We start from the raw sequence: 19,167 nt of genomic DNA, 5'->3' as shown, positions 1-19,167 counted from the left end.
ACTCCCTTTTGGGGCCGACAAACCCCGCGTTCAAAGAGCGCGGGGTATCATCGGGTATACGCTGCTTACTGCAGCAGACTTAAAGCAGCCTGTGGAAGCGCATTAGCCTGAGCTAGGATGGCGGTACCAGCCTGCTGCAGGATCTGTGCTTTGGTCAGGTTCGCGGTTTCTGCGGCAAAGTCAGCATCGAGAATCCGGCCACGTGATGCAGACAGGTTTTCAGAGATAGTCTGCAAGTTAGTGATCGTAGACTCGAAGCGGTTTTGAACCGCACCAAACTCACTCCGCAGACTACTTACTGAACTCAGAGCCGAGTCGATCCGTTGAATCGCATCGTTTGAGTTAGCAACAGAAGAGACCGACACTGAGGATAAAGTGGTGGTATCTTTTGCCACCGTGCCATCAGTCACCCCGATTGTAGTGCCGCCGACCACCGTAATGGTGTCTGACGATGACAGGGTCACACTGCCATAACTGGTGTCGTCACCAACACCACCGACTACTGTGGTCTCGTCCAGGGCGATCTCGCGGCCATCAGCAGCAGTGAATACTACATCCGTACCCGACACGGTCGCTGTTACACCGGTTTCGACCGATTTCTGGTTTACGGTGTTTACAAAGGCGTCAATATCGATAGCCGTAGAGGCATCAGTACCCGCGTCATACACATCCACACCATTAATCGTCAGTGCGTAAGTGTCAGTTGCGGATCCACCGATATCGGTGAATGCCAAGGTGCTTTCGTTAGTCGCGGTCGCACTCAAGCCGAATACACCAGCCGAGTTTATGGCATCTGCTTTAGCAAAAGCACTAGCGGCAGTTTGACCTGCGCCATTACCTGCTACAGATGCATCGATGACCACTGCATCACCAGACCCGACTGCAATACTAAGAGTGCTAGCAGGGATGGCCGCTGCAGTTGCAGTGCCGGTTGTGCTGGCTATCTGGCCAATCTGGTTAGATTTTACGCCGGTTGCCAAGTTAACACCGATAGTTTCACCAACATTTGCACCCACTTGGAAGCTGGCGCTACCGAAGCTACCGTCGAGAAGCTTGGTACCGTTGAAGGAGGTTTGACTGCCGATACGATCGATTTCAGCTAGACGTTGCTGCACCTCTGAATCCAGTGCTTGGCGGTCAGAAGCAGAGTATGTTGAGTTAGCAGACTGTACTGCTAGCTCACGAATACGCTGCAAGTTGTTTGTAATTTCGTCGATGGCCGCTTCACCCGTTTGCGCTAGTGAGATACCGTCATTGGCGTTACGAACCGCTTGGTTCAGACCGTTGATTTGCGTTGTGAAGCGCGTAGTGATCGCCAAACCGGCCGCATCATCTTTTGCACTATTAATACGCAGGCCAGTAGAAAGGCGCTGCAGCGAAGTGTTCAATGTCTCTTGCGACTTTTCCAAATTACGCTGTGCATTCAGTGACGCAACATTGGTGTTAATACTTAGGGCCATGGTAAATCTCCTTCCAAACTATGCGGTATAAAGACTAAGAGTCTTTGATTAAGCACCAGTCTGATTGACTGTGATTTGCTTTCACCCCATATAACGGAGTTCCAAGGAAGATCTTTAAGTTTATTTAGTAAGTAGATGTACGCATTTGGGTGAGTATTGAACATCAAAACTGCGTTATTTAGCCGCTGTAGGCCCTAAGAATATTGGACTTCAGTCATATCGACCCGAAAATCGAAAACTAAAGTTACTTAAAACTCAAATATTACCTAATGGCGTCATGATTTTAATCGTTCGCGCCCTACTACTCATTCCATTCTGCGCGATCTAATAATCCCAAGGCTTCCAATAATCGCGACGATGCACCACGCGTAAGGTGCAGGTGTGCCCCAAAGCGCCTTATCACCGCCTATCGCCAAACTGACGCCGAGTAATGCGAAGCCAAAACTCATCGCAGTAGCAACCGTCGCCATCAATAAGTTATCTCGCTTTTTAGTGGCGAGAATAAATAGTGCAATCATCGCTATGATTGCGATGGAGCCAACGTGCCAAGAAAAATGGTGCAGCCATACAACCTCCGCCGGCAAATCGGCAGCAGATAAAGGAGGCAGTACCATGGGTGTTCCGAGCAATTCATGAGCTATAAGTACCAGAACACACAATACAATGGCTGCCCATAGGAGCTTGGATGGTTTATACGCTGTATTCATGAAGTGATCTTCCCAATATTTCACAGTGGACGCTGCGGTAGTATGCCCACTATGGGACTCGTGGCTTCTTCCGCTGATTGTTATTGATTACGCTAGCTATCGCACGAGACAAAAGTAGATCTATTAAAACTAATGTAAGTATACATAGCTAACTTTCGCTTCCCTCAACTCACAGAAAAAATGAAAACCATTAAAAATCATGGCCTTAAATTTTTTACAAAATGGAATAGGGAGCACAATCTATGTATAAAAATGTCATCGTCTTGGTGGCGACAGGATAAGGTAGTGGATTACCGCTAGGGAGCTAGCCTTGATAGAAGAGTTTATATAGTTAAGTTGAGACGAAATAATTATAAAGAAAGGCGATCATCCCATCACCTCAACTGTAAGAGTTGAGAGTGAGAAAAAAATATAGCGTCGCTATCAACTTACAAATAATTGAATAGCGACAAACCCTGGGTCTTAGCAAAGGCCTGTTGCGCTGCCTGCAGCGCCGCTTGCTGCTGACTAAACCGTGAAATCGCTTCAGCGTAATCTAAATCATTGATCAAGCTCAGGCTTTCCGCGATTTGTAGCGTCGCCCCCTCGTTGATATCTACCTGACGCTGGAGAGACTCCATTCGGGCGCCAATATTAGATTGCTTTTGTATTAGATGATCCAGAGCTTGATCGAAGCCACTGAGCGCGGTGTTTATTTCATTGTGCTGAGCCGCGCGCTCGGTGGGATTTTTTCGCTCCGTTTCCAGTGATACCGTTAGTGACTCAAGCATTGAGAATAAATCTTGGCGTCTTGAGGGACCTAAATTAAATTCATCGCCAGCCGCCGGCTGGCCTTCGATGCCAACCGACATACCGGCAACGCGGATATCGCCGCCGTCCAGGTAATCACCACTGTCAATAACAGCGCCGCTGTCATCAATCAGATCATACTGGGTGTCACTGCTAAAGCGAATGGTCACGTTATCGCGATTAAAAGCAGTGACATCGGCAACGCTGCCAGCGTCAATAATTCCGGTACCAGTATTCGTAGTGGCGGCGCTCGCGATAAACTGACCATTGCCATTAAAGATGCCCATGTAGACATCTGAGCCGGGGTCGCCATCAGCCATGCGACGTGATGGACCGATTTGTAGTTCGCGCTGGCCATCGTCACCATTATAGATATACCCATTCGCAGTTTTGGAGAATGGTGCACTGTTCTCTTGGTAACCCGCAAAGATGAAATGACCACTGCTATCCTTGGTATTTGCATAGCCAAGCAGATTATCCAATTGCTGCCGCATCTCGGAAGCGATAGACAGACGCGATTCATTACTCTGTGAATCATTATTAGCCTGAATAGTAAGCTCACGAACACGCTGAACAACATTTATAGTGCTTTCGACAATACTCTCCTCAAGGCGGAGACGACTATCGAGTAAATCTGCATTGCGTAAATACTGCGTGGTTTGATCTTGAGCGCGATTTAGCTCGAGACTGCGAACCGCACCCACAGGATCCTCCGAGGGGCTAAGAACGCGTTTACCGGTCGACAATTGTTCCTGCGTGGCCGCCAGCTTAGATTGCTGGTTAAGCATACTAGTCACGCTGTTGGTATACATTTGACTGGTTGAAATTCTCATTAGCCTACTCTCTATTCCTGCCGCTACCTGTCTTTAATGTCGATTTGCTGCAATGACAACCCGAACACTAACTCTATGTCTTAACGAAATGCGCCCAACAGTGCTTGAAATAGGTCATTCGCTACGCTCGCAGCCTGTGCTGCGGCCTGATAAGCCTGCTGAAATTTTAGTAAATTCGCGGCCTCTTCGTCGAGATTCACGCCGGATATCGATTGCTGGTTAGTACGGGTTTGATTAAGCAGGTTTTCTTGAGACTGATAATTTATCTGGGCACTACGAGTCGCCACAGCAATATCACCCACCAAGCCATTCACGGTATCTTGAATACTGGCACTGCCGCCATTAAGTACCTTACTACTTTCCGCGGCCGCCATTTTCAATAAGTTGCGGTTATCACCTAAAGCGTTAGTGTTTGCGCCGATAGTAAATTGATCACCCGCCTCAGGAGACCCGGTAATCGTCACTTTACTGCCGTTAATCGTAATATCTGAGCCCGATGTGAAACTGAAACTACCCGCGCCATTGACCTGATAACTAGTCGCCGACAAAAACTGAATGGCGACGGGGCTAAGCAAGTTTGGATTGCTACTGTCGATGACATCGGTTTCAGATATTTGCCCCGAGCCAATATTGTTCAAATCTGCCGTGCTGCGTGTCGCAGCAGCCGCAGCAATACCAGCCGGATCAGTCATGATCACCTTTAGGCTATCTGCCGCGCCCTGGGTTGAGCGCAACAAGAACTGATCGCCCAGCGCCGCCGGAGAGGTCAAACTAAGGGACACACCATCCACAATGAAGGGATCGGCAGCGCTACCAGTTCCCGTTACGCCGGCGACAGCGGCACCGGTAGATTCATCAAAGAAGCGCCAGCCACTGCCATCTAAACGAATAAGGGTATTGTTGCCTGTCAGCGCCGAAACATCGCTTACCTGCGCATTAAATTCTGCACCGCTGGTATTGTTTCTACTGCGATAGACCTCGGGATCTGAGACCGAGAATATATCGCCACCCTGCTCACCCTTTAAGTCCATACCAGAGCGATTAATATTATTGAGGGTATCGGCAATCGCCACCGTGAGTCGTCCCAACTCATTACGGGTATCGCTTAATACACCATCTCTGAAACTCAAAGTGCCACCCAGACTGCCACCGCTCAGACTGTCACTTATAACCGCGCTATTGCCACCGACTTCCATTGCAATTTCTACCCGGCCGGGCTCGAACACATTGGTCACTGCCCGCATTGCAAGTGCGCGCTCACCCAAAACCAGCGCTTCACCGTTGCCGATAAACACACTGACAGTGCCGTCAGCCTGCTCAACCGAAGAGGTGCCGATTAGCTCATTAAGTGACAATAAGGCCTGATCTCGCTGATCAAGCAAATCATTAGCTTCGGTGCCAAACTGCCCCTGAGCTTTACTAATCATTAGATTGAGTTCAGCAATTTGAGTGCTGAAGTCATTGATATCACTCACTGACGCTCGGACGCGGGTGCTCACCTCGCGTTCTAAGCTGTCCAGCTGAGATGACAAATCTGCAAAGCGATCACCCAAACTCTCCGATTCGGCCAACATCAATTGCCGTGCGGGAATAGACGAGGGGTTATCTGCCACGTCTTGCAGACTATTATAGAACCGAGACAAGGATGCACTGAGACCAAGGTCGGCATCCGCCAAGGCATTATCAACTTGACTAGCTAATTGGAAATAACTTTCTGCTTGGGAAAATGCAGACTGAGAAGTGCGTAACTGATCGACGGTGAAGGCGTCATACACGCGACTGATCGACGACACTTTAACGCCAGAGCCAATGGTTAAACTACCGGATTGCGATGGCACACGAGTGGCAAAGTCGACTTTCTGGCGGCTATAGCCCTCGGTATCCGCATTGGCAATATTATGACTGGTAGTTGCCAAGGCACGCTGATAAGACACCAGTCCCGACAACGCATTACCTAACATATCACCCATGAACTACCCCTTATTTACTAACCGATTTATCGGCGTTCAAGCTAAAATCTTGAATACTGCGCTCAATACCACCAAGCTGCTGCAGCCGACTGCGCAGCGCGCTACCCTCGGCACTTAAGGCTTGCGGCGATTGATCCGCAGGCCCTTTTAATTGCGTTACTATCGACTCAGCCATGCCAATGCCACCTTGATCAGACAAGGTTACCGACAGCTGGCTGTCGAGCATTTCTTCATACATCGCCACACTACTATCACTAAACAAGCCGCCTTCGGGCACTGCCGCGCGCATACTCTTTAACATCATTTGCAAAAACAAGGCTTCAAACTGTTTGGCAACCGGCTCAATGGCTTCTTCAGGCGAAGCCTCGGCATCACTGCGCAGCGCGGCCAAGCCCGAAAAGTCGTGATAATTAGCTGCTGCCTTAACGTCCATTAGATTTCAACCTTGTATTAATTTAAGGCTTAAATTACCAGTAGTTCAGCGCGCAAGGCACCGGCCTGATCCAAAGCTTCAAGAATGGCCACCAAGTCGCTTGGCGACGCCCCAACATTGTTAATTGCCTTAACAATGTCTTCCAAGGTCACGCCCCCATCGAGTAAAAACATGCGCGAACCCGTTTCTTGAACATCAATATCCGATTGTTGAGCCGCAACGGTTTGACCACCTTGAGCAAACGCGCCCGGCTGCGACACTTCAACATTCTCCGAGATCGATACCGTTAATGAGCCGTGACTCACTGCGGCAGGCATAACCCGAACATTGCCACCAATAACAATGGTGCCAGTACGAGAGTTCACCACTACCCGAGCACTTGCCTGCGCGGGGGTGATCTCTAAGGTCTCTAACATAGAGATAAATGTGACGCTGCGATCAGCATTACTTGGGCCCTGCACTTTAACGGTGGCAGAGTCCATTGCACTTGCCGTACCGGCACCAAACTTGGAATTAATTTCTTCGGCCAAACGTCGAGCGGTGGTGAAGTCTGACTTTTTCAGGTTCAACATAATTTCACCGTTAGCAGACATCACACTCGGGGCCGCGCGTTCGACAATGGCGCCGTTGGGAATACGGCCTGCGCTGGGGATATTTACAGTGACCCTAGAGCCATCTGCACCAGACACACCTAAACCACCCACTAAGAGACTGCCCTGCGCCACAGCGTAAACCTGACCATCTGCACCCATCATTGGCGCCATCAACAAACTACCACCACGCAAACTAGCGGCGTTACCAATTGATGAAACGGTCACGTCAATGGTCTGGCCCGGCTTGGAAAAGGGCGGCAAACTGGCATGTACCGTCACCGCGGCGACATTTTTTAACTGTGGGTTTACATTATCTGGAACCCGAACACCAAAACCGGTCAACATATTGCGAATGCTTTGAATAGTGAACGGCGCCTGGCTGGTCTGATCACCGGTGCCACTTAAACCCACCACTAAGCCGTAGCCTACCAATTGGTTCTCGCGCACCCCGGCTACATTTACCAAGTCCTTTACGCGCTCAGCATTGACTGCTGGAATATGGCAGGAAAGTACGACTGCCACCGCAAACAATGCACTGCGGACACGATCTAGCTTTTTAAATACCGACATAATGGCGTACCTCAAAAGGGCGATATTACCGACTGGAAAATTCGTCCCAGCCAGCCCATGGAATTAGCATCTGCCAATGCGCCTTTACCGCTATAGGTAATGCGAGCATCTGCGACTTTGTATGAGGGCACTGCGTTGTCGGGGCCGATATCTTCAGGGCGCACAATACCTTTAATTCGAATAAATTCTTCACCTTGATTAATGGTTACCCATTTCTCACCGCGCACCCGCAAACTGCCGTTACGCAGCACTTCCGATACCGTAACCGTAATGCTACCGGTTAAACTATTACTTTGACTGCTAGTACCCTGGCCGGAGAAGTCCTGATCAGAGGACACCCCCGAAGAAACAATCGGCACCCCATTATGGGTAACGCCACGACCGAATAAGGTCACAGTAGGAACCGAAATATTGCTCTCTTTGCCGGTTGCCGTGCTGGAAGACTTCGAGGCATCGGTTTTTTCTTCAAGGGTTACCGTAATAATATCGCCGACTTGCCGAGCGCGACGATCTAGAAACAAACTCATGCCGTAGCCGGAACGGTATATCGAACCCATATTTTGACTATCGTCGGCCATCGCTGTCGGTGCCGCAGATTCATAATCTGCAGATTGATCTTTCGCAGGAGCCGAGGAACAAGCAGACAATAAAATCACCGCGGCTGCCGCCAACAAGAGGTTTAAGCGCTGAATGTTTCTTGCTGTGATTTTAATCATCTTAATCGCCTGCAATTTGTATTTATAAGTGCCATTAATAAGTGCCTTACATTCGCTCTAGCTAGCTAACGCGCAGCCATTTGCTACTTATAAATTGTTATTAACGTACTGCATCATCTGATCGCTAGTGGCGATGGCCTTGGAGTTCATTTCATAGGCTCGCTGGGTTTCGATCATATTCACCAGCTCTTCCACCACGTTAACGTTGGAGCCTTCTAGGGCGCCTTGTTGAATAGTGCCCAGCCCGGTGAGGCCTGGTGTACCGGTCTGTGGCGCGCCGCTAGAGGCAGATTCCATATACAAATTCTCACCGCGAGCTTGCAAGCCTGAGGCGTTAACAAAATCGGCTAGCTGAAAGCTGCCTAATTGCACTGGCGCTGAACTGCCTGCCAGCATGGCGCTAACCACACCGTCGGACCCTATGGTGACACTTAATGCGCCCTGCGGGACCGTAATACCCGGATCAACAATATTGCCGGTATTGGTGACAATTTGACCTTGATCGTCTAGCTGGAAGGAACCGTCGCGGGTATATGCGGCGGTGCCATCTGGCATTTGGACCTGAAAAAAGCCCCTGCCATTAATCGCCACATCCATGGAGTTGCTGGTTTGCGTCATGGTGCCTTGTTGGAATATTTTTTCCGTCGAGACGACCCTGACACCAGTGCCGATATGCATCCCGCTAGGAGATCGGGTTTGCTGTGAAGTCTGACCACCAACCTGGCGCATGTTTTGATACAACAGATCTTCAAAAGAAGCTCGGTCGCGTTTAAAGCCGGTGGTATTGGCGTTTGCCAAATTGTTGCTGACCACTTGCATCCGAGTTTGCTGGACATCGAGACCAGTTTTAGCAACCCATAGTGATGAATTCATAATTACTTCCTCTTATTCCAAACGCAGCATACGGCTGCCTGTTTCTGCCATTGAGTCAGCTGCACTCATGACCTTGACCTGCATTTCAAATTGCCTGGCCAAGGCGATCATAGTGACCATGGCATCGACGGTATTTACATTCGACGACTCTAAACTACCGGCGATGATTCGAATTTCCGACGACGTTTCTGCAACACCACCATTTCGCATTCGCATCAAGCCGTCCTCACCTTTTGCAAGATCCGCTGGCGCGGCATCGACTAAGCGAATTCGATCAACCGTGGCAACGGATTCTGGCCCCTGCCCCAGCGGCACAATCGATACCGTGCCGTCATCACCGATCATCAAACTTTCGTGCTCGGGAATAGCGACTGGGCCACCGTCCCCCATCACCGGCTGGCCTGCGCCGTTCAACAACATGCCATCTGCGCTAATATGAAAATCTCCACGGCGAGAATAGGCTTCGCTACCATCGTTGGCCTGCACTGCAAACCAGCCCTTATCACCACGAATAGCAATGTCCAAATCACGTCCTGTGGTAGTCACTGCACCGGCAGAGAAGTCACTTGCCTGACCTTCAAGAACCGAATTAAATCGAGTTTCCATACCGGGGCCGGCAACCTGACGGGAAAGTAAATTTTGAAAGTCACCACGAAAGCCCGCCGTGCTCACGTTCGCCAGATTATTGGCGTTAGTAGCCTGCGCTTGCTGGGTGTTTTTAGCACCCATCATGCCTATGTAAAGTAACTTATCCATACACCCTCCCGTTCAGTACGCGCGCGACTATCGGATATTAATAATGGCCTGCGTTACCGCATCAGCGGTCTGGATCATCTGGGTATTCGCCTGGAAGTTGCGCTGCGCTGTAATCATTTCAACCAGCTGGGCGGTCAGATCAACATTGGAGCTTTCCAGTGCGCCTGACTGCAGCAAACCGAAATTCGAAGAACCCGCCTCACCCACACGAGCGCCGCCGGAGGCAAAGGTTTCCGCCCATGAGGTATCACCCTGTTGCTGCAAACCGTTGGGGTTAGAAAAGCTCGCCATAGCCACTCTACCGAGTTGTTTCGACTGACCATTGGTAAACCGAGCAGATATGATGCCGGTGGTATCCACTTCAATACCCGTTAAGCGCCCGGTGGTAAAACCGTCTTGCTGCAAGTTATTCACACCAAATTCTTCACCGTATTGCGTGGTCGCCGTAAAATCAAAGCTCAAGTCAATATCAGCGGCCCCACTACCTGGATCATAGGAAGGGTAGGTAATTAGACCTGAGGCTGGAACTTGCAATTCGCCGGCATTACTAAAGCTCACCGGATTAAAACCGCCGACAGGGTTATTATCGACATACAGCTGTTGATTCCAGGTATTGGGAGCCGCGTCCTTCACAAAATACAAGGTCGCGGTATGTTGAGTACCCAGGGAATCGTATACCGTAAGCGACGTTGCGTGGTTATAGCTTGTTGCCAGTGTTGGATCGAATGGCGTTGCGGTTGGCACTGGGGCATTGGCGGGCAAGTTCACACCGATCTCAGCACGTGAGGTGGCAGCCGGCGCATTTTCCGAGACCTGCAATTCCAAATCACTTAAAGAGCCAGTAGAGAAGCTGCCATCCCCAGAGGGGGGAAACACCTGCAAACGCTCTAAATTATTGTTCACAACAAAGCCATCGCGATCGACACTAAAAGAACCTGCGCGGGTGTAACTTACACCGCTAGACCCTTTCATGGTGAAGAAACCTTCACCCGAAATCGCAAGGTCTAAATTGTTATCGGTGAAGTCGACATTACCCTGGGAAAACTCTTGGGTAATCGTATTTAAACGTACACCAGCGCCCGGCGTGGTCTTGGTGACATCGTTATTGGATGTGGCGTATACATCTGCGAATGCCACCCGCGACCCTTTAAAACCAGACGTATTCACGTTGGCGATATTGTGTGCGGTTACATCGAGATGAGATGATGCGGCGTTTAATCCACTCAGTGCAATACGAAAGCTCATAGGGCCTACTCCTGGTCTAAAAACATCTAATTTGTACTAAACAGCGTCATTACTGCTTAGCTGATTTCAAGAATCTGTGACATGCTGACAGTGCCTACGCCCTGGACTTGTACCTGGGGAGTGCCACCGCCAGCCGGCACACTCACGCTCATGACTTCGCTGCGAACTTCAGTCGCTGCGGCTTCCAAGGTATTGCCATTCAAATAGTTGGCGCGAATCTGATAAGTACCGGGTGGCATGCGCTCACCATTGAGACCAACACCATTCCATTCAAACGGAACGGTTCCAGCGCGCTGCGGACCCAGAGGTACTTTGCCGATAACCTCGCCACTGGGCGCAACAATTTCTATATCTAAGGCCGTGGTACTGGTGGCCAAATTTACCTGCCCCTGCACACTGCCACCTGAGGGCAGCGCTGCAAATTCGGTCTCTAGCAACACGTCCTTGCCAATTAATGATGAGGCATCTAGCAATTGAGCCGAATACAATGACTTCGTTAATCCAGCCAAGTTTTCGTTCATTTCACTAATACCACTCACCGAGGTCAGCTGCGCCATTTGGCTAATGAATTCGGTATTATCTGCCGGATTAAGCGGGTCCTGGCTCTTAAGTTGCTGAAGCATAAGTTTCATAAAGTCATTCTGATCTAGCGAAGACGCATCTTTCTTGGTCTTACTCGCTGAGGTCTGCAATTGCAGCTCTTCTAAAGTGCGAAGTTCCATAATCTTTATTCCTACTGTTGGCCTAACTGCAAGGCTCGCAGCATCAAGGTTTTAGTGGTTGAGAAAACTTCTGCATTATTTTGATAAGCCCGTGATGCAGACATCATATTCGCCATTTCTTCCATCGTATTGACGTTCGAGCTATAGATATAACCCTCCGCATCGGCTTGTGGGTGTCCAGGCTCATAACGTTTAGTTACTGGCGCGTCACTTTCAACAACACCGGTGACCGCAACACCAATAACTTCACGCTGCTGATCCATCATGGTTGCAAATACCGGTTGGCGAGAACGATATGCGCCCTCTTCTGTGCCGCTCACGGTATCAGCGTTCGCCATATTACTGGCGACGGTGTTAAGCCTAAGCATTTGCGCATTCATTGCTGATGCGGCGATACTCAATGGATTAGCCATAACTTAGCGACCTCCTTGCAAAATAGATTTTAATCCGCTGAAACGGCTGCCTAAGAACGACAATGTAGCTTGGTAGCGCATGGCATTGTCGGCAAATTCAGCCTGTTCAATATTCATATCGACGGTATTGCCATCTTCCGATGGCTGGCTGGGCACTCGGTACTTAAGATCCATCGGCAAACTTTCCGCACTGACACCTGAAGCTGCTTGTATGTGTCCACTATTGGTAGTGCGCATCGCTAGTTGCGAGTGACCTCCAGCTGCCGCAGACTGTGACAAGACTGCTTTAAAGTCGATGTCTTGTGCTTTGTAGCCAGGGGTATCAGCATTCGCTATATTGGTAGCAAGCACTTCATTGCGCCGCTGGCGCACTTGCAATGCCTGATCGTGTATCCCTAATGCTTTATCAAAGTTAATAGCCATTTTTAATACCATTCTTTCTAAAGTTTCTATGGTCACTGCCGATGTATTCAATAGCCTTGACGCATACCGGCTTTTATCGCCGCGCACTAACGACCAAGGCAAGGCTCGTGCCATAAAAAATAATCTATAAATATCAATGTGTTGCAAACCATAAAATTATCATTTGCCAAAAAAACGGCGCCAATCTTCCAATACCGGCAAAATTCCGGCAGGCTTCATCCTCCGTATAAACCCCTACCTTTTCTGGCTAACTTAATTGTCACTTTGGCATAGCCATTGCAGCCATTTAGCAAATGACAAAACTTTGACAGTTTGAATGGCTATGAAAAAACAAGGACATTACTGCGCACTACTGCTAATCGGCATGCTACTCGCTACGGCGAGCCAGCCGCTTATTGCTAGCGCGACAGAAAGTCACACACGCATCGCTGACACCGCTCGCGCCTATATTGCAGAGCGTCACCCTTGGCAACAGATGACGACCAAGATTACCGTTCAATCTTTAGACCCTCGTACCAAGCTCAGGCAATGCCCAGTAAAACTTGAGGCATTTTTATCTGCGGGAGCAAAAGTAAAACGTCGGACCACCGTGGGTATTCGTTGCAACAGCAATAAACCCTGGAAAATATACTTGCCAGTAACGGTCGAGGCTTTTGCAAAAGTGATGGTGGCTCGCCATCCCATCGCCCCTAATACTGAGATTAGCGAGCGCGATATTAGCTGGAGTCAACGTGATATCTCTGCACTGGGATATGGGTATTTACGATCCTTGGGTGATCGCGGTGGCTATCGCAGCCGGCGCAGTATTGCGCAGGGCGCAGTACTCACTCCTAATATGGTTGAGGCCAGTAGTATTGTTAGTAAAGGACAGCGCGTGCAGTTAAATTCCAAGGCCGGAGCAGTCAATGTGAGCATGATGGGTATTGCCATGGAGAGTGGCGCCCTGGGGGCACGAATATTGGTAAAAAACCTCAACTCTGGCAAGCGCCTAGAGGGTGTGGTGGAATCAGAAAATGTTGTACGACTTAATTAAAGTTTTTTGCCTAACTGCCGATACAATAGACGTAGGCATATTAAACGAGAGGATTTTGACATGATCGACCGATTAGATGGCTCTTCACTGGGCCAGCTCCGCAAGTTAGAGAGCGGCAGCGCTGGCGGTAGTAAATCTGAAGGTGTCGGCGCGAGCACCGCTGCGGCAGCTAATAACAAGGCATCATCTACTGCGGAGACGCCACTTATGGAGCGCACCCGCACGCAAGTGAATAATAGTGATGGTATTGACCGTCAAAAAGTAGATGCCATTAAGACTGCTATTCGCAATGGCGAGTTTAATATCGATGCCAGCAAAGTAGCGGAAGCCATGGTAAATATGGAAGCACTGACAGGCGCCTGATAAAAATGACTGAACTTAGTGATGTAATTCAACACATTCACAGCCATGCCTGTGAACTTGAGTCCGTACTGCTTAGCGAAGCAAGCAATCTGAAACGCGCGGACTCCGCTGAAAACATTGAAGCCATCGCCATCCAGAAAATGGACCTAGTGCAAGCCCTCGATCAACTTGCCCTGCGTCGCCGGCAACTAATAGACGACTCCAGCGATGGCGATCAATATGACAGAGATCCTGTTTGGCAAGACGCTCTTGCCATTCTTTCACGCTGTCAAATGTTAAACAATCAAGCCGGCGCAGATATCACTGTGCAATCTCGATACAAACAACGCGCTCTTGAAATACTTGGCACTCCACACGCAGAGACCCAGCTCTATAGTGCCAGCGGAGCGGCGCAATTTGCAGGCCCAAAGCAGGCGCTGGGAAAAGCCTAGCCAATGACTAAATTCAGCCTCTTGCTAGCTATGATCATTCGCCGCTGCTAAATCTAATTCCATATAGAGATGATTATCTAGCACCGAGTTATAAGTCTTGTTTCTATTTACTACCTCAAACCCCAACTGCTGGTACAAACGCAATGCATTGGTGTTCTTCTCAGCAACATCCAAACTAAGACAGCGATAGCCCCCCTCGCGCCCCTTGGCCATCATAAAATTAATCATTTGTGCCGCAATACCCTGACCTCGACAATCTTCCCGCACGGCAACATGAAAAAGATACAAACACCCCTTGCGCGGCGCTTTCATTAAGCGAAGCTCAAATAGCAGACCTTTTAAAACGCCTCGTAGTCCATAGTTGCAAAAAATAGCGCGGGCATTCCCCAAAAACGTTGCACTATGGCTGGGCGCGTCAAAACTACCAATACTGCCAACGACATTGCCGTCGCGCTCGTAGACGTGGTGATGGCGATGACTGAACATCGTTTGGCTCTCGGCGAATTCAATTTTCAAAAAATCGACGACTGCTGGGCCGTGTCTAGTGCTGAAAATATAGTCAAACGTCACCGGGCCAGAAGAGAATATCAGTGGCGCTATCTGCACGCTGTCCTTACTTATTGCCTTACGTATACCCATTAACACTATTACCAATTTGCGGTGTGAAAATGAATTTTATAGCATGAATGAATGGCTAATTACTGCTTAAAAATGTGTAACAGTGGTATTAAAAGTGTTCTAAAACCACTATGCTCGAAGACAGCTAAGGCAAATTTCCCCGCAAATACTGCCGCAGCCCATCAGTATCAGCTAGGAAGATTTGTTACCAGCCTCATTCAAATTAAAGAGAGTGGCGATGACCAGTAATCAATCCTCACAACTTGTTATCTTTGGTGGCACAGGCGACCTCGCACTACGAAAACTGCAACCAGCCTTGTATAAACTGCAACGCGAAGGACTGCTGGACGATGTGTGTGCCATTATTGCATTAGGTCGCGGCGACAGCAGCGATGAAGAGTATCGGCAGCTTATAAAAGAAAAAATGCGCGAGTTCCTTCCTGCCCACTTTTGGGATGAGCAACATTGGCAGGCATTCTCGGCAAAGCTTCATTTTATCAGCCTGGACGTAAACACTCTTAAGGACTATCACTGCCTAGCCGACGCCATTCATCGGCATCCGAATAGCGCGGTGACATTTTACTTGGCCACCTCTTCCACCCTGTACACCAGTATTTGTCGAAATCTTCATAGTATTGGTATTGTGAATACAGATTCGCGGGTAGTACTAGAAAAGCCATTGGGGCACGATCTCGCCAGTTGCACGGAGATCAATCACGAGGTTTTACAAGTTTTCCCCGAGGGTAATATTTTCCGTATTGATCATTATCTGGGAAAAGAAACCGTTCAAAATCTATTGGTCTTACGCTTTGGCAACGCCTTATTTGGGCCGCTGTGGAATAGCCAATATATCGACAATATTCAAATCACCGTGGCAGAAGATATTGGTGTTGAGGGCCGCGGCGACTTCTATGCCAAAACTGGCGCACTGCGCGACATGGTCCAAAATCACATCTTACAGCTACTGTGTTTAGTCGCCATGGAGCCACCGGCCAATTTACGCGCAGACACTATTCGTGATGAGAAAGTAAAAGTGCTGCAAGCCCTGCGTCCAATCACCGCTGACAATGTCAAAGCGAAAACAGTGCGCGGTCAATATACCGCCGGCGCGGTAAATGCGGCGCCCGTAGCCGCATTTTTAGATGAAACCGGTTTTGAAGACAGCGAGTACACCGAAACGTTTGTCGCCTTACAAGCGGATGTGCACAATTGGCGCTGGGAAGGTACGCCATTCTATCTACGCACCGGTAAACGCCTCGCTCGGCGGTACTCAGAAATTATTGTTGAGTTAAAGAAACACCCCTTCAGCTTATTCGAAGGCGACCCCAATGACCTACCCAATAAATTGGTGATACGGCTGCAGCCAGAGGAAAATATTACCCTCTACAAAGTTAACAAAAAGCCCGGCCTTGGCAGACAACTAAAACTAGAGCAGGTCGAATTAAACCTTGATGCAGACTTACACGACGAACTGCAGGCGCATGAAGCCTACGAACGACTATTACTTGACGTGCTCGAAGGCGACCAGACCCTATTTATGCGCCGAGATGAAGTAGAGGCGTGTTGGGCATGGGTGGACAGTATTATTGACGCATGGCAAAACGCCGGTATTAAACCAAAATCATACGCCGCCGGTACCATGGGACCCAATGCCTCACTGGCCTTACCAGAGAAACATGGGAGGAGCTGGCATGAGTAATAAACCCACTCTCATATTGCTGCCTAATCGCGATGAGCTGGACCAGCTGCTTAGCGACAACATTGCAAAGACACTTAATACCGCAGTGCATAATCATGGGCAAGCATGCATGGCTGTCTCTGGCGGCTCAACGCCCCAAAAAATGCTGAGCCTACTAGGCCAAGCCTCTATCGATTGGCCCGCCATACACACACTATTGGTAGACGAACGCTGGTTACCCAAGGATCACACCAACAGCAATGAAGCCATGCTTAGGAAAACATTATTGAAAGGAGCCGCCGCCGCGTGCCAATATCTGCCGCTGAAAAATAGTGCTGAAACACCTGACGATGGCCAATACCAGCTAGAAGAACAACTGGACACCTTGGCCTGGCCGCTAAGTGTTGTTCATCTAGGTATGGGCGACGACGGCCACACTGCATCTTGGTTTCACGACTCCCCAGAGTACCCAAGATTATGCGCCGCACACTCCCAGCATTGTTTTGCGGTACACCCCGGCGCAGCGCCATACGCAAGAATCACGCTATCTCCAAATGCCGTATTTAGCAGTGAGAAAATTGTGATCCACATTACCGGCAAAGCCAAGCGCGACATCCTGGAAAATGCCTTGGGAAAATACGCCGACTACCCTATTTCTATGGTCTTGCATCAGCAGCAAGTACCCGTCGACATCTATTGGGCACCGTAATGACTTCAAGCTCTAAAACACCTTTGCATTCCGTTATTGCCAGTGTGACTGAACGCATCCGTGTTCGCAGTATTGCGAGCCGCAATGCCTACCTAAAAAAATGTCAAAGTATGCGCCGTAAAGGCACTCAGCGCGGACAGCTCTCATGCAGTAATTTGGCTCATGGTTTTGCCGCCTGTAACGACGACGACAAAGCACTAATTCGCCTAGAAGAAGCTGCAAATATCGCCATCGTCAGCGCTTACAACGACATGCTGTCGGCCCACAAGCCTCTGGAATACTATCCAGACCTTATTCGCGAAGCAGTATCGGAATTAGGCTGTACTGCCCAATTCGCCGGGGGAACGCCCGCCATGTGTGACGGCGTTACCCAGGGTGCCGAAGGCATGGAATTAAGCTTGTTCAGCCGAGACACAATTGCGATGAGCACTGCCATCGCTCTGACACACAATATGTTCGACGCCGTTTTATGCTTAGGAGTCTGCGATAAAATCGTGCCCGGCTTATTAATTGGCGCCTTAAGCTTTGGCCACCTTCCCCTCATTATGATTCCAGCAGGGCCTATGTCGACCGGCCTAAGCAACGATGAAAAAGCACGTATTCGGCAACTCTATGCTGAGGGCAAAGTCGGGCGAGAAGCACTATTAGATGCCGAAGCCAGCGCCTATCACGGCGAGGGAACATGTACTTTTTACGGCACCGCGAATAGCAATCAAATGTTGATGGAGGCTATGGGTTTACATGTGCCAGGCACGGCGTTTGTCCCGCCGAACGGGCCATTACGGGAGCAGCTAACACGCACCGCCGCTCAGCAAGTATGCAAAATTACCTCGCTCACCCCAAATTACACGCCGCTATGCGATGTCGTAGATGAACGCAGTTTAGTGAATGCCATTGTCACCTTGTTGGCCACTGGCGGTTCAACAAACCACAGCATTCACTGGATCGCCATTGCGCGTGCGGCGGGAATTATTATCGACTGGCAGGATTTTTCCGAACTGTCCGAGGCCACCCCCCTGCTCTGCCGAATCTACCCAAATGGCACCGCCGATATCAATCACTTTCATGCCGCTGGCGGCACCGGTTTTGTTATCGCTGAATTACTCGCGGCCGGTTTACTCCACGCTGACGTCAATACCGTGTGGGGCAAAGGCCTACACCATTACATCCAAGCGCCGACGCTAGCGGGCGGCAGCTTACACTGGCAAAAAAGCCCCTCCATCAGCGCAGATCGTGAGGTGCTGCGACCGGTCACTGAACCCTTTGATCCTCACGGCGGCATGAAATTACTCACAGGACAGCTCGGACGCAGTATTATTAAAGTCTCAGCGGTCAAGCCCGAGCACCGATATGTAAAAGCGCCAGCCATCGTTTTTGATACCCAAGAAACGCTAAAAGAAGCCTTTGACTCTGGGGAATTGGAGCGCGACTTTATCGCCGTCGTTCGCTTTCAGGGCCCCAAAGCGAACGGCATGCCGGAGCTTCATAAAATGACTCCGTATCTTGGTATTTTGCAGGAACGCGGATTTAAAGTGGCACTGGTGACTGACGGGCGTATGTCTGGCGCCTCTGGTAAAATACCGGCCGCTATACATCTTTATCCGGAGGCTATTGCCGGCGGCCCGATCGCAAAAATTCAAAACGGTGACATGCTAGTTCTCGACACCGACAAAGAAATATTAGAGATCTTAATATCTGCCGATGAATTAGCGCAGCGTCAGCCCGCAAGGTCTGAGCCCGCAGCCAACAGTGATAATTATGGCCGCGATCTGTTTGCCGGTCTACGAGCTAACGTAGGTACCGCAGAGGAAGGTGCTGCCACCTTCCTATAG

General features: G+C 49.6%; 20 protein-coding genes. 6 read left to right on the top strand and 14 right to left on the bottom strand.

Annotation, left to right across the window (positions count from 1 at the left end; genetic code table 11):
- Positions 1 to 65: 65 nt before the first annotated feature.
- From AB4875_RS07830 to flgB, 13 genes are all read right to left on the bottom strand, one after another.
- Entirely contained in the window at positions 66 to 1,460 is a 1,395-nt protein-coding gene (locus AB4875_RS07830; RefSeq protein ID WP_368375501.1) for a flagellin, read from the bottom strand.
- Positions 1,461 to 1,765: 305 nt separating this feature from the next.
- Positions 1,766 to 2,167 (bottom strand): hypothetical protein, encoded by a 402-nt coding sequence (locus AB4875_RS07825; protein WP_368375500.1) that lies wholly within the window; start codon positions 2,165 to 2,167, stop codon positions 1,766 to 1,768.
- A 428-nt stretch (positions 2,168 to 2,595) separates the two neighbouring features.
- Positions 2,596 to 3,789, bottom strand: coding sequence for a flagellar hook-associated protein FlgL (flgL, locus tag AB4875_RS07820; protein ID WP_368375499.1), 1,194 nt, complete (start codon positions 3,787 to 3,789; stop codon positions 2,596 to 2,598).
- Between the two features lie 80 nt (positions 3,790 to 3,869).
- Positions 3,870 to 5,759, bottom strand: a complete 1,890-nt coding sequence (flgK, locus tag AB4875_RS07815) for a flagellar hook-associated protein FlgK (RefSeq protein ID WP_368375498.1) — start codon at positions 5,757 to 5,759, stop codon at positions 3,870 to 3,872.
- Between the two features lie 10 nt (positions 5,760 to 5,769).
- Positions 5,770 to 6,192 carry a rod-binding protein gene (locus AB4875_RS07810; RefSeq protein ID WP_368375497.1) on the bottom strand — a complete coding sequence of 141 codons (423 nt, stop codon included), beginning with the start codon at positions 6,190 to 6,192 and terminating at the stop codon, positions 5,770 to 5,772.
- Between the two features lie 29 nt (positions 6,193 to 6,221).
- A complete protein-coding gene (locus tag AB4875_RS07805) occupies positions 6,222 to 7,355 on the bottom strand; it encodes a flagellar basal body P-ring protein FlgI (protein ID WP_368375496.1) in 1,134 nt (377 codons plus the stop codon).
- Between the two features lie 11 nt (positions 7,356 to 7,366).
- Positions 7,367 to 8,071, bottom strand: a complete 705-nt coding sequence (flgH, locus tag AB4875_RS07800) for a flagellar basal body L-ring protein FlgH (RefSeq protein ID WP_368375495.1) — start codon at positions 8,069 to 8,071, stop codon at positions 7,367 to 7,369.
- Between the two features lie 87 nt (positions 8,072 to 8,158).
- Positions 8,159 to 8,944 (bottom strand): flagellar basal-body rod protein FlgG, encoded by a 786-nt coding sequence (gene flgG / locus AB4875_RS07795; protein ID WP_368375494.1) that lies wholly within the window; start codon positions 8,942 to 8,944, stop codon positions 8,159 to 8,161.
- A 12-nt stretch (positions 8,945 to 8,956) separates the two neighbouring features.
- Positions 8,957 to 9,700, bottom strand: coding sequence for a flagellar basal body rod protein FlgF (locus tag AB4875_RS07790; RefSeq protein ID WP_368375493.1), 744 nt, complete (start codon positions 9,698 to 9,700; stop codon positions 8,957 to 8,959).
- Between the two features lie 27 nt (positions 9,701 to 9,727).
- Positions 9,728 to 10,945 (bottom strand): flagellar hook protein FlgE, encoded by a 1,218-nt coding sequence (flgE, locus tag AB4875_RS07785; RefSeq protein ID WP_368375492.1) that lies wholly within the window; start codon positions 10,943 to 10,945, stop codon positions 9,728 to 9,730.
- 56 nt (positions 10,946 to 11,001) lie between these two features.
- Positions 11,002 to 11,667, bottom strand: coding sequence for a flagellar hook assembly protein FlgD (locus AB4875_RS07780; protein WP_368375491.1), 666 nt, complete (start codon positions 11,665 to 11,667; stop codon positions 11,002 to 11,004).
- An 11-nt stretch (positions 11,668 to 11,678) separates the two neighbouring features.
- Positions 11,679 to 12,080, bottom strand: a complete 402-nt coding sequence (flgC, locus tag AB4875_RS07775) for a flagellar basal body rod protein FlgC (protein ID WP_368375490.1) — start codon at positions 12,078 to 12,080, stop codon at positions 11,679 to 11,681.
- A gap of 3 nt (positions 12,081 to 12,083) precedes the next feature.
- The gene (flgB, locus tag AB4875_RS07770; RefSeq protein WP_368375489.1) at positions 12,084 to 12,503 is read right to left on the bottom strand and encodes a flagellar basal body rod protein FlgB; all 420 of its coding nucleotides are present in this window, start codon (positions 12,501 to 12,503) and stop codon (positions 12,084 to 12,086) included.
- 322 nt (positions 12,504 to 12,825) lie between these two features.
- Here flgB and flgA point away from each other — a divergent pair, with 322 nt between their 5' ends.
- The 3 genes from flgA to AB4875_RS07755 are packed head-to-tail and all read left to right on the top strand — an operon-like array spanning position 12,826 to position 14,330.
- The gene (flgA, locus tag AB4875_RS07765; RefSeq protein WP_368375488.1) at positions 12,826 to 13,536 is read left to right on the top strand and encodes a flagellar basal body P-ring formation chaperone FlgA; all 711 of its coding nucleotides are present in this window, start codon (positions 12,826 to 12,828) and stop codon (positions 13,534 to 13,536) included.
- Positions 13,537 to 13,596: 60 nt separating this feature from the next.
- Positions 13,597 to 13,899 (top strand): flagellar biosynthesis anti-sigma factor FlgM, encoded by a 303-nt coding sequence (gene flgM / locus AB4875_RS07760; protein WP_368375487.1) that lies wholly within the window; start codon positions 13,597 to 13,599, stop codon positions 13,897 to 13,899.
- A gap of 5 nt (positions 13,900 to 13,904) precedes the next feature.
- Complete coding sequence (locus tag AB4875_RS07755; RefSeq protein WP_368375485.1) at positions 13,905 to 14,330, top strand: flagella synthesis protein FlgN; 426 nt, start codon at positions 13,905 to 13,907, stop codon at positions 14,328 to 14,330.
- 24 nt (positions 14,331 to 14,354) lie between these two features.
- Here AB4875_RS07755 and AB4875_RS07750 read toward each other — a convergent pair whose 3' ends face one another.
- Complete coding sequence (locus AB4875_RS07750) at positions 14,355 to 14,969, bottom strand: GNAT family N-acetyltransferase (RefSeq protein ID WP_368375484.1); 615 nt, start codon at positions 14,967 to 14,969, stop codon at positions 14,355 to 14,357.
- Between the two features lie 217 nt (positions 14,970 to 15,186).
- Here AB4875_RS07750 and zwf point away from each other — a divergent pair, with 217 nt between their 5' ends.
- From zwf to edd, 3 genes are read left to right on the top strand one after another with little or no spacing between them, the layout of a single operon-like run.
- On the top strand, positions 15,187 to 16,647 hold the full coding sequence (gene zwf / locus AB4875_RS07745; protein ID WP_368375483.1) for a glucose-6-phosphate dehydrogenase: 1,461 nt from the start codon (positions 15,187 to 15,189) through the stop codon (positions 16,645 to 16,647).
- Positions 16,640 to 17,335: a 6-phosphogluconolactonase gene (gene pgl, locus AB4875_RS07740; RefSeq protein WP_368375482.1), complete on the top strand. Its 696-nt coding sequence runs from the start codon at positions 16,640 to 16,642 to the stop codon at positions 17,333 to 17,335. The genes zwf and pgl overlap by 8 nt, the downstream gene beginning before the upstream one ends.
- Positions 17,335 to 19,167 (top strand): phosphogluconate dehydratase, encoded by a 1,833-nt coding sequence (gene edd, locus AB4875_RS07735; protein WP_368375481.1) that lies wholly within the window; start codon positions 17,335 to 17,337, stop codon positions 19,165 to 19,167. The genes pgl and edd overlap by 1 nt, the downstream gene beginning before the upstream one ends.

The sequence above is a fragment of the Zhongshania sp. R06B22 genome (genome assembly GCF_040892595.1).
In the GTDB taxonomy this organism is placed as follows: Bacteria; Pseudomonadota; Gammaproteobacteria; order Pseudomonadales; family Spongiibacteraceae; genus Spongiibacter; species Spongiibacter arctica.
Note: the sequence above shows the minus strand (reverse complement) of the source record. Positions and strands in the feature narration are given on the sequence as shown.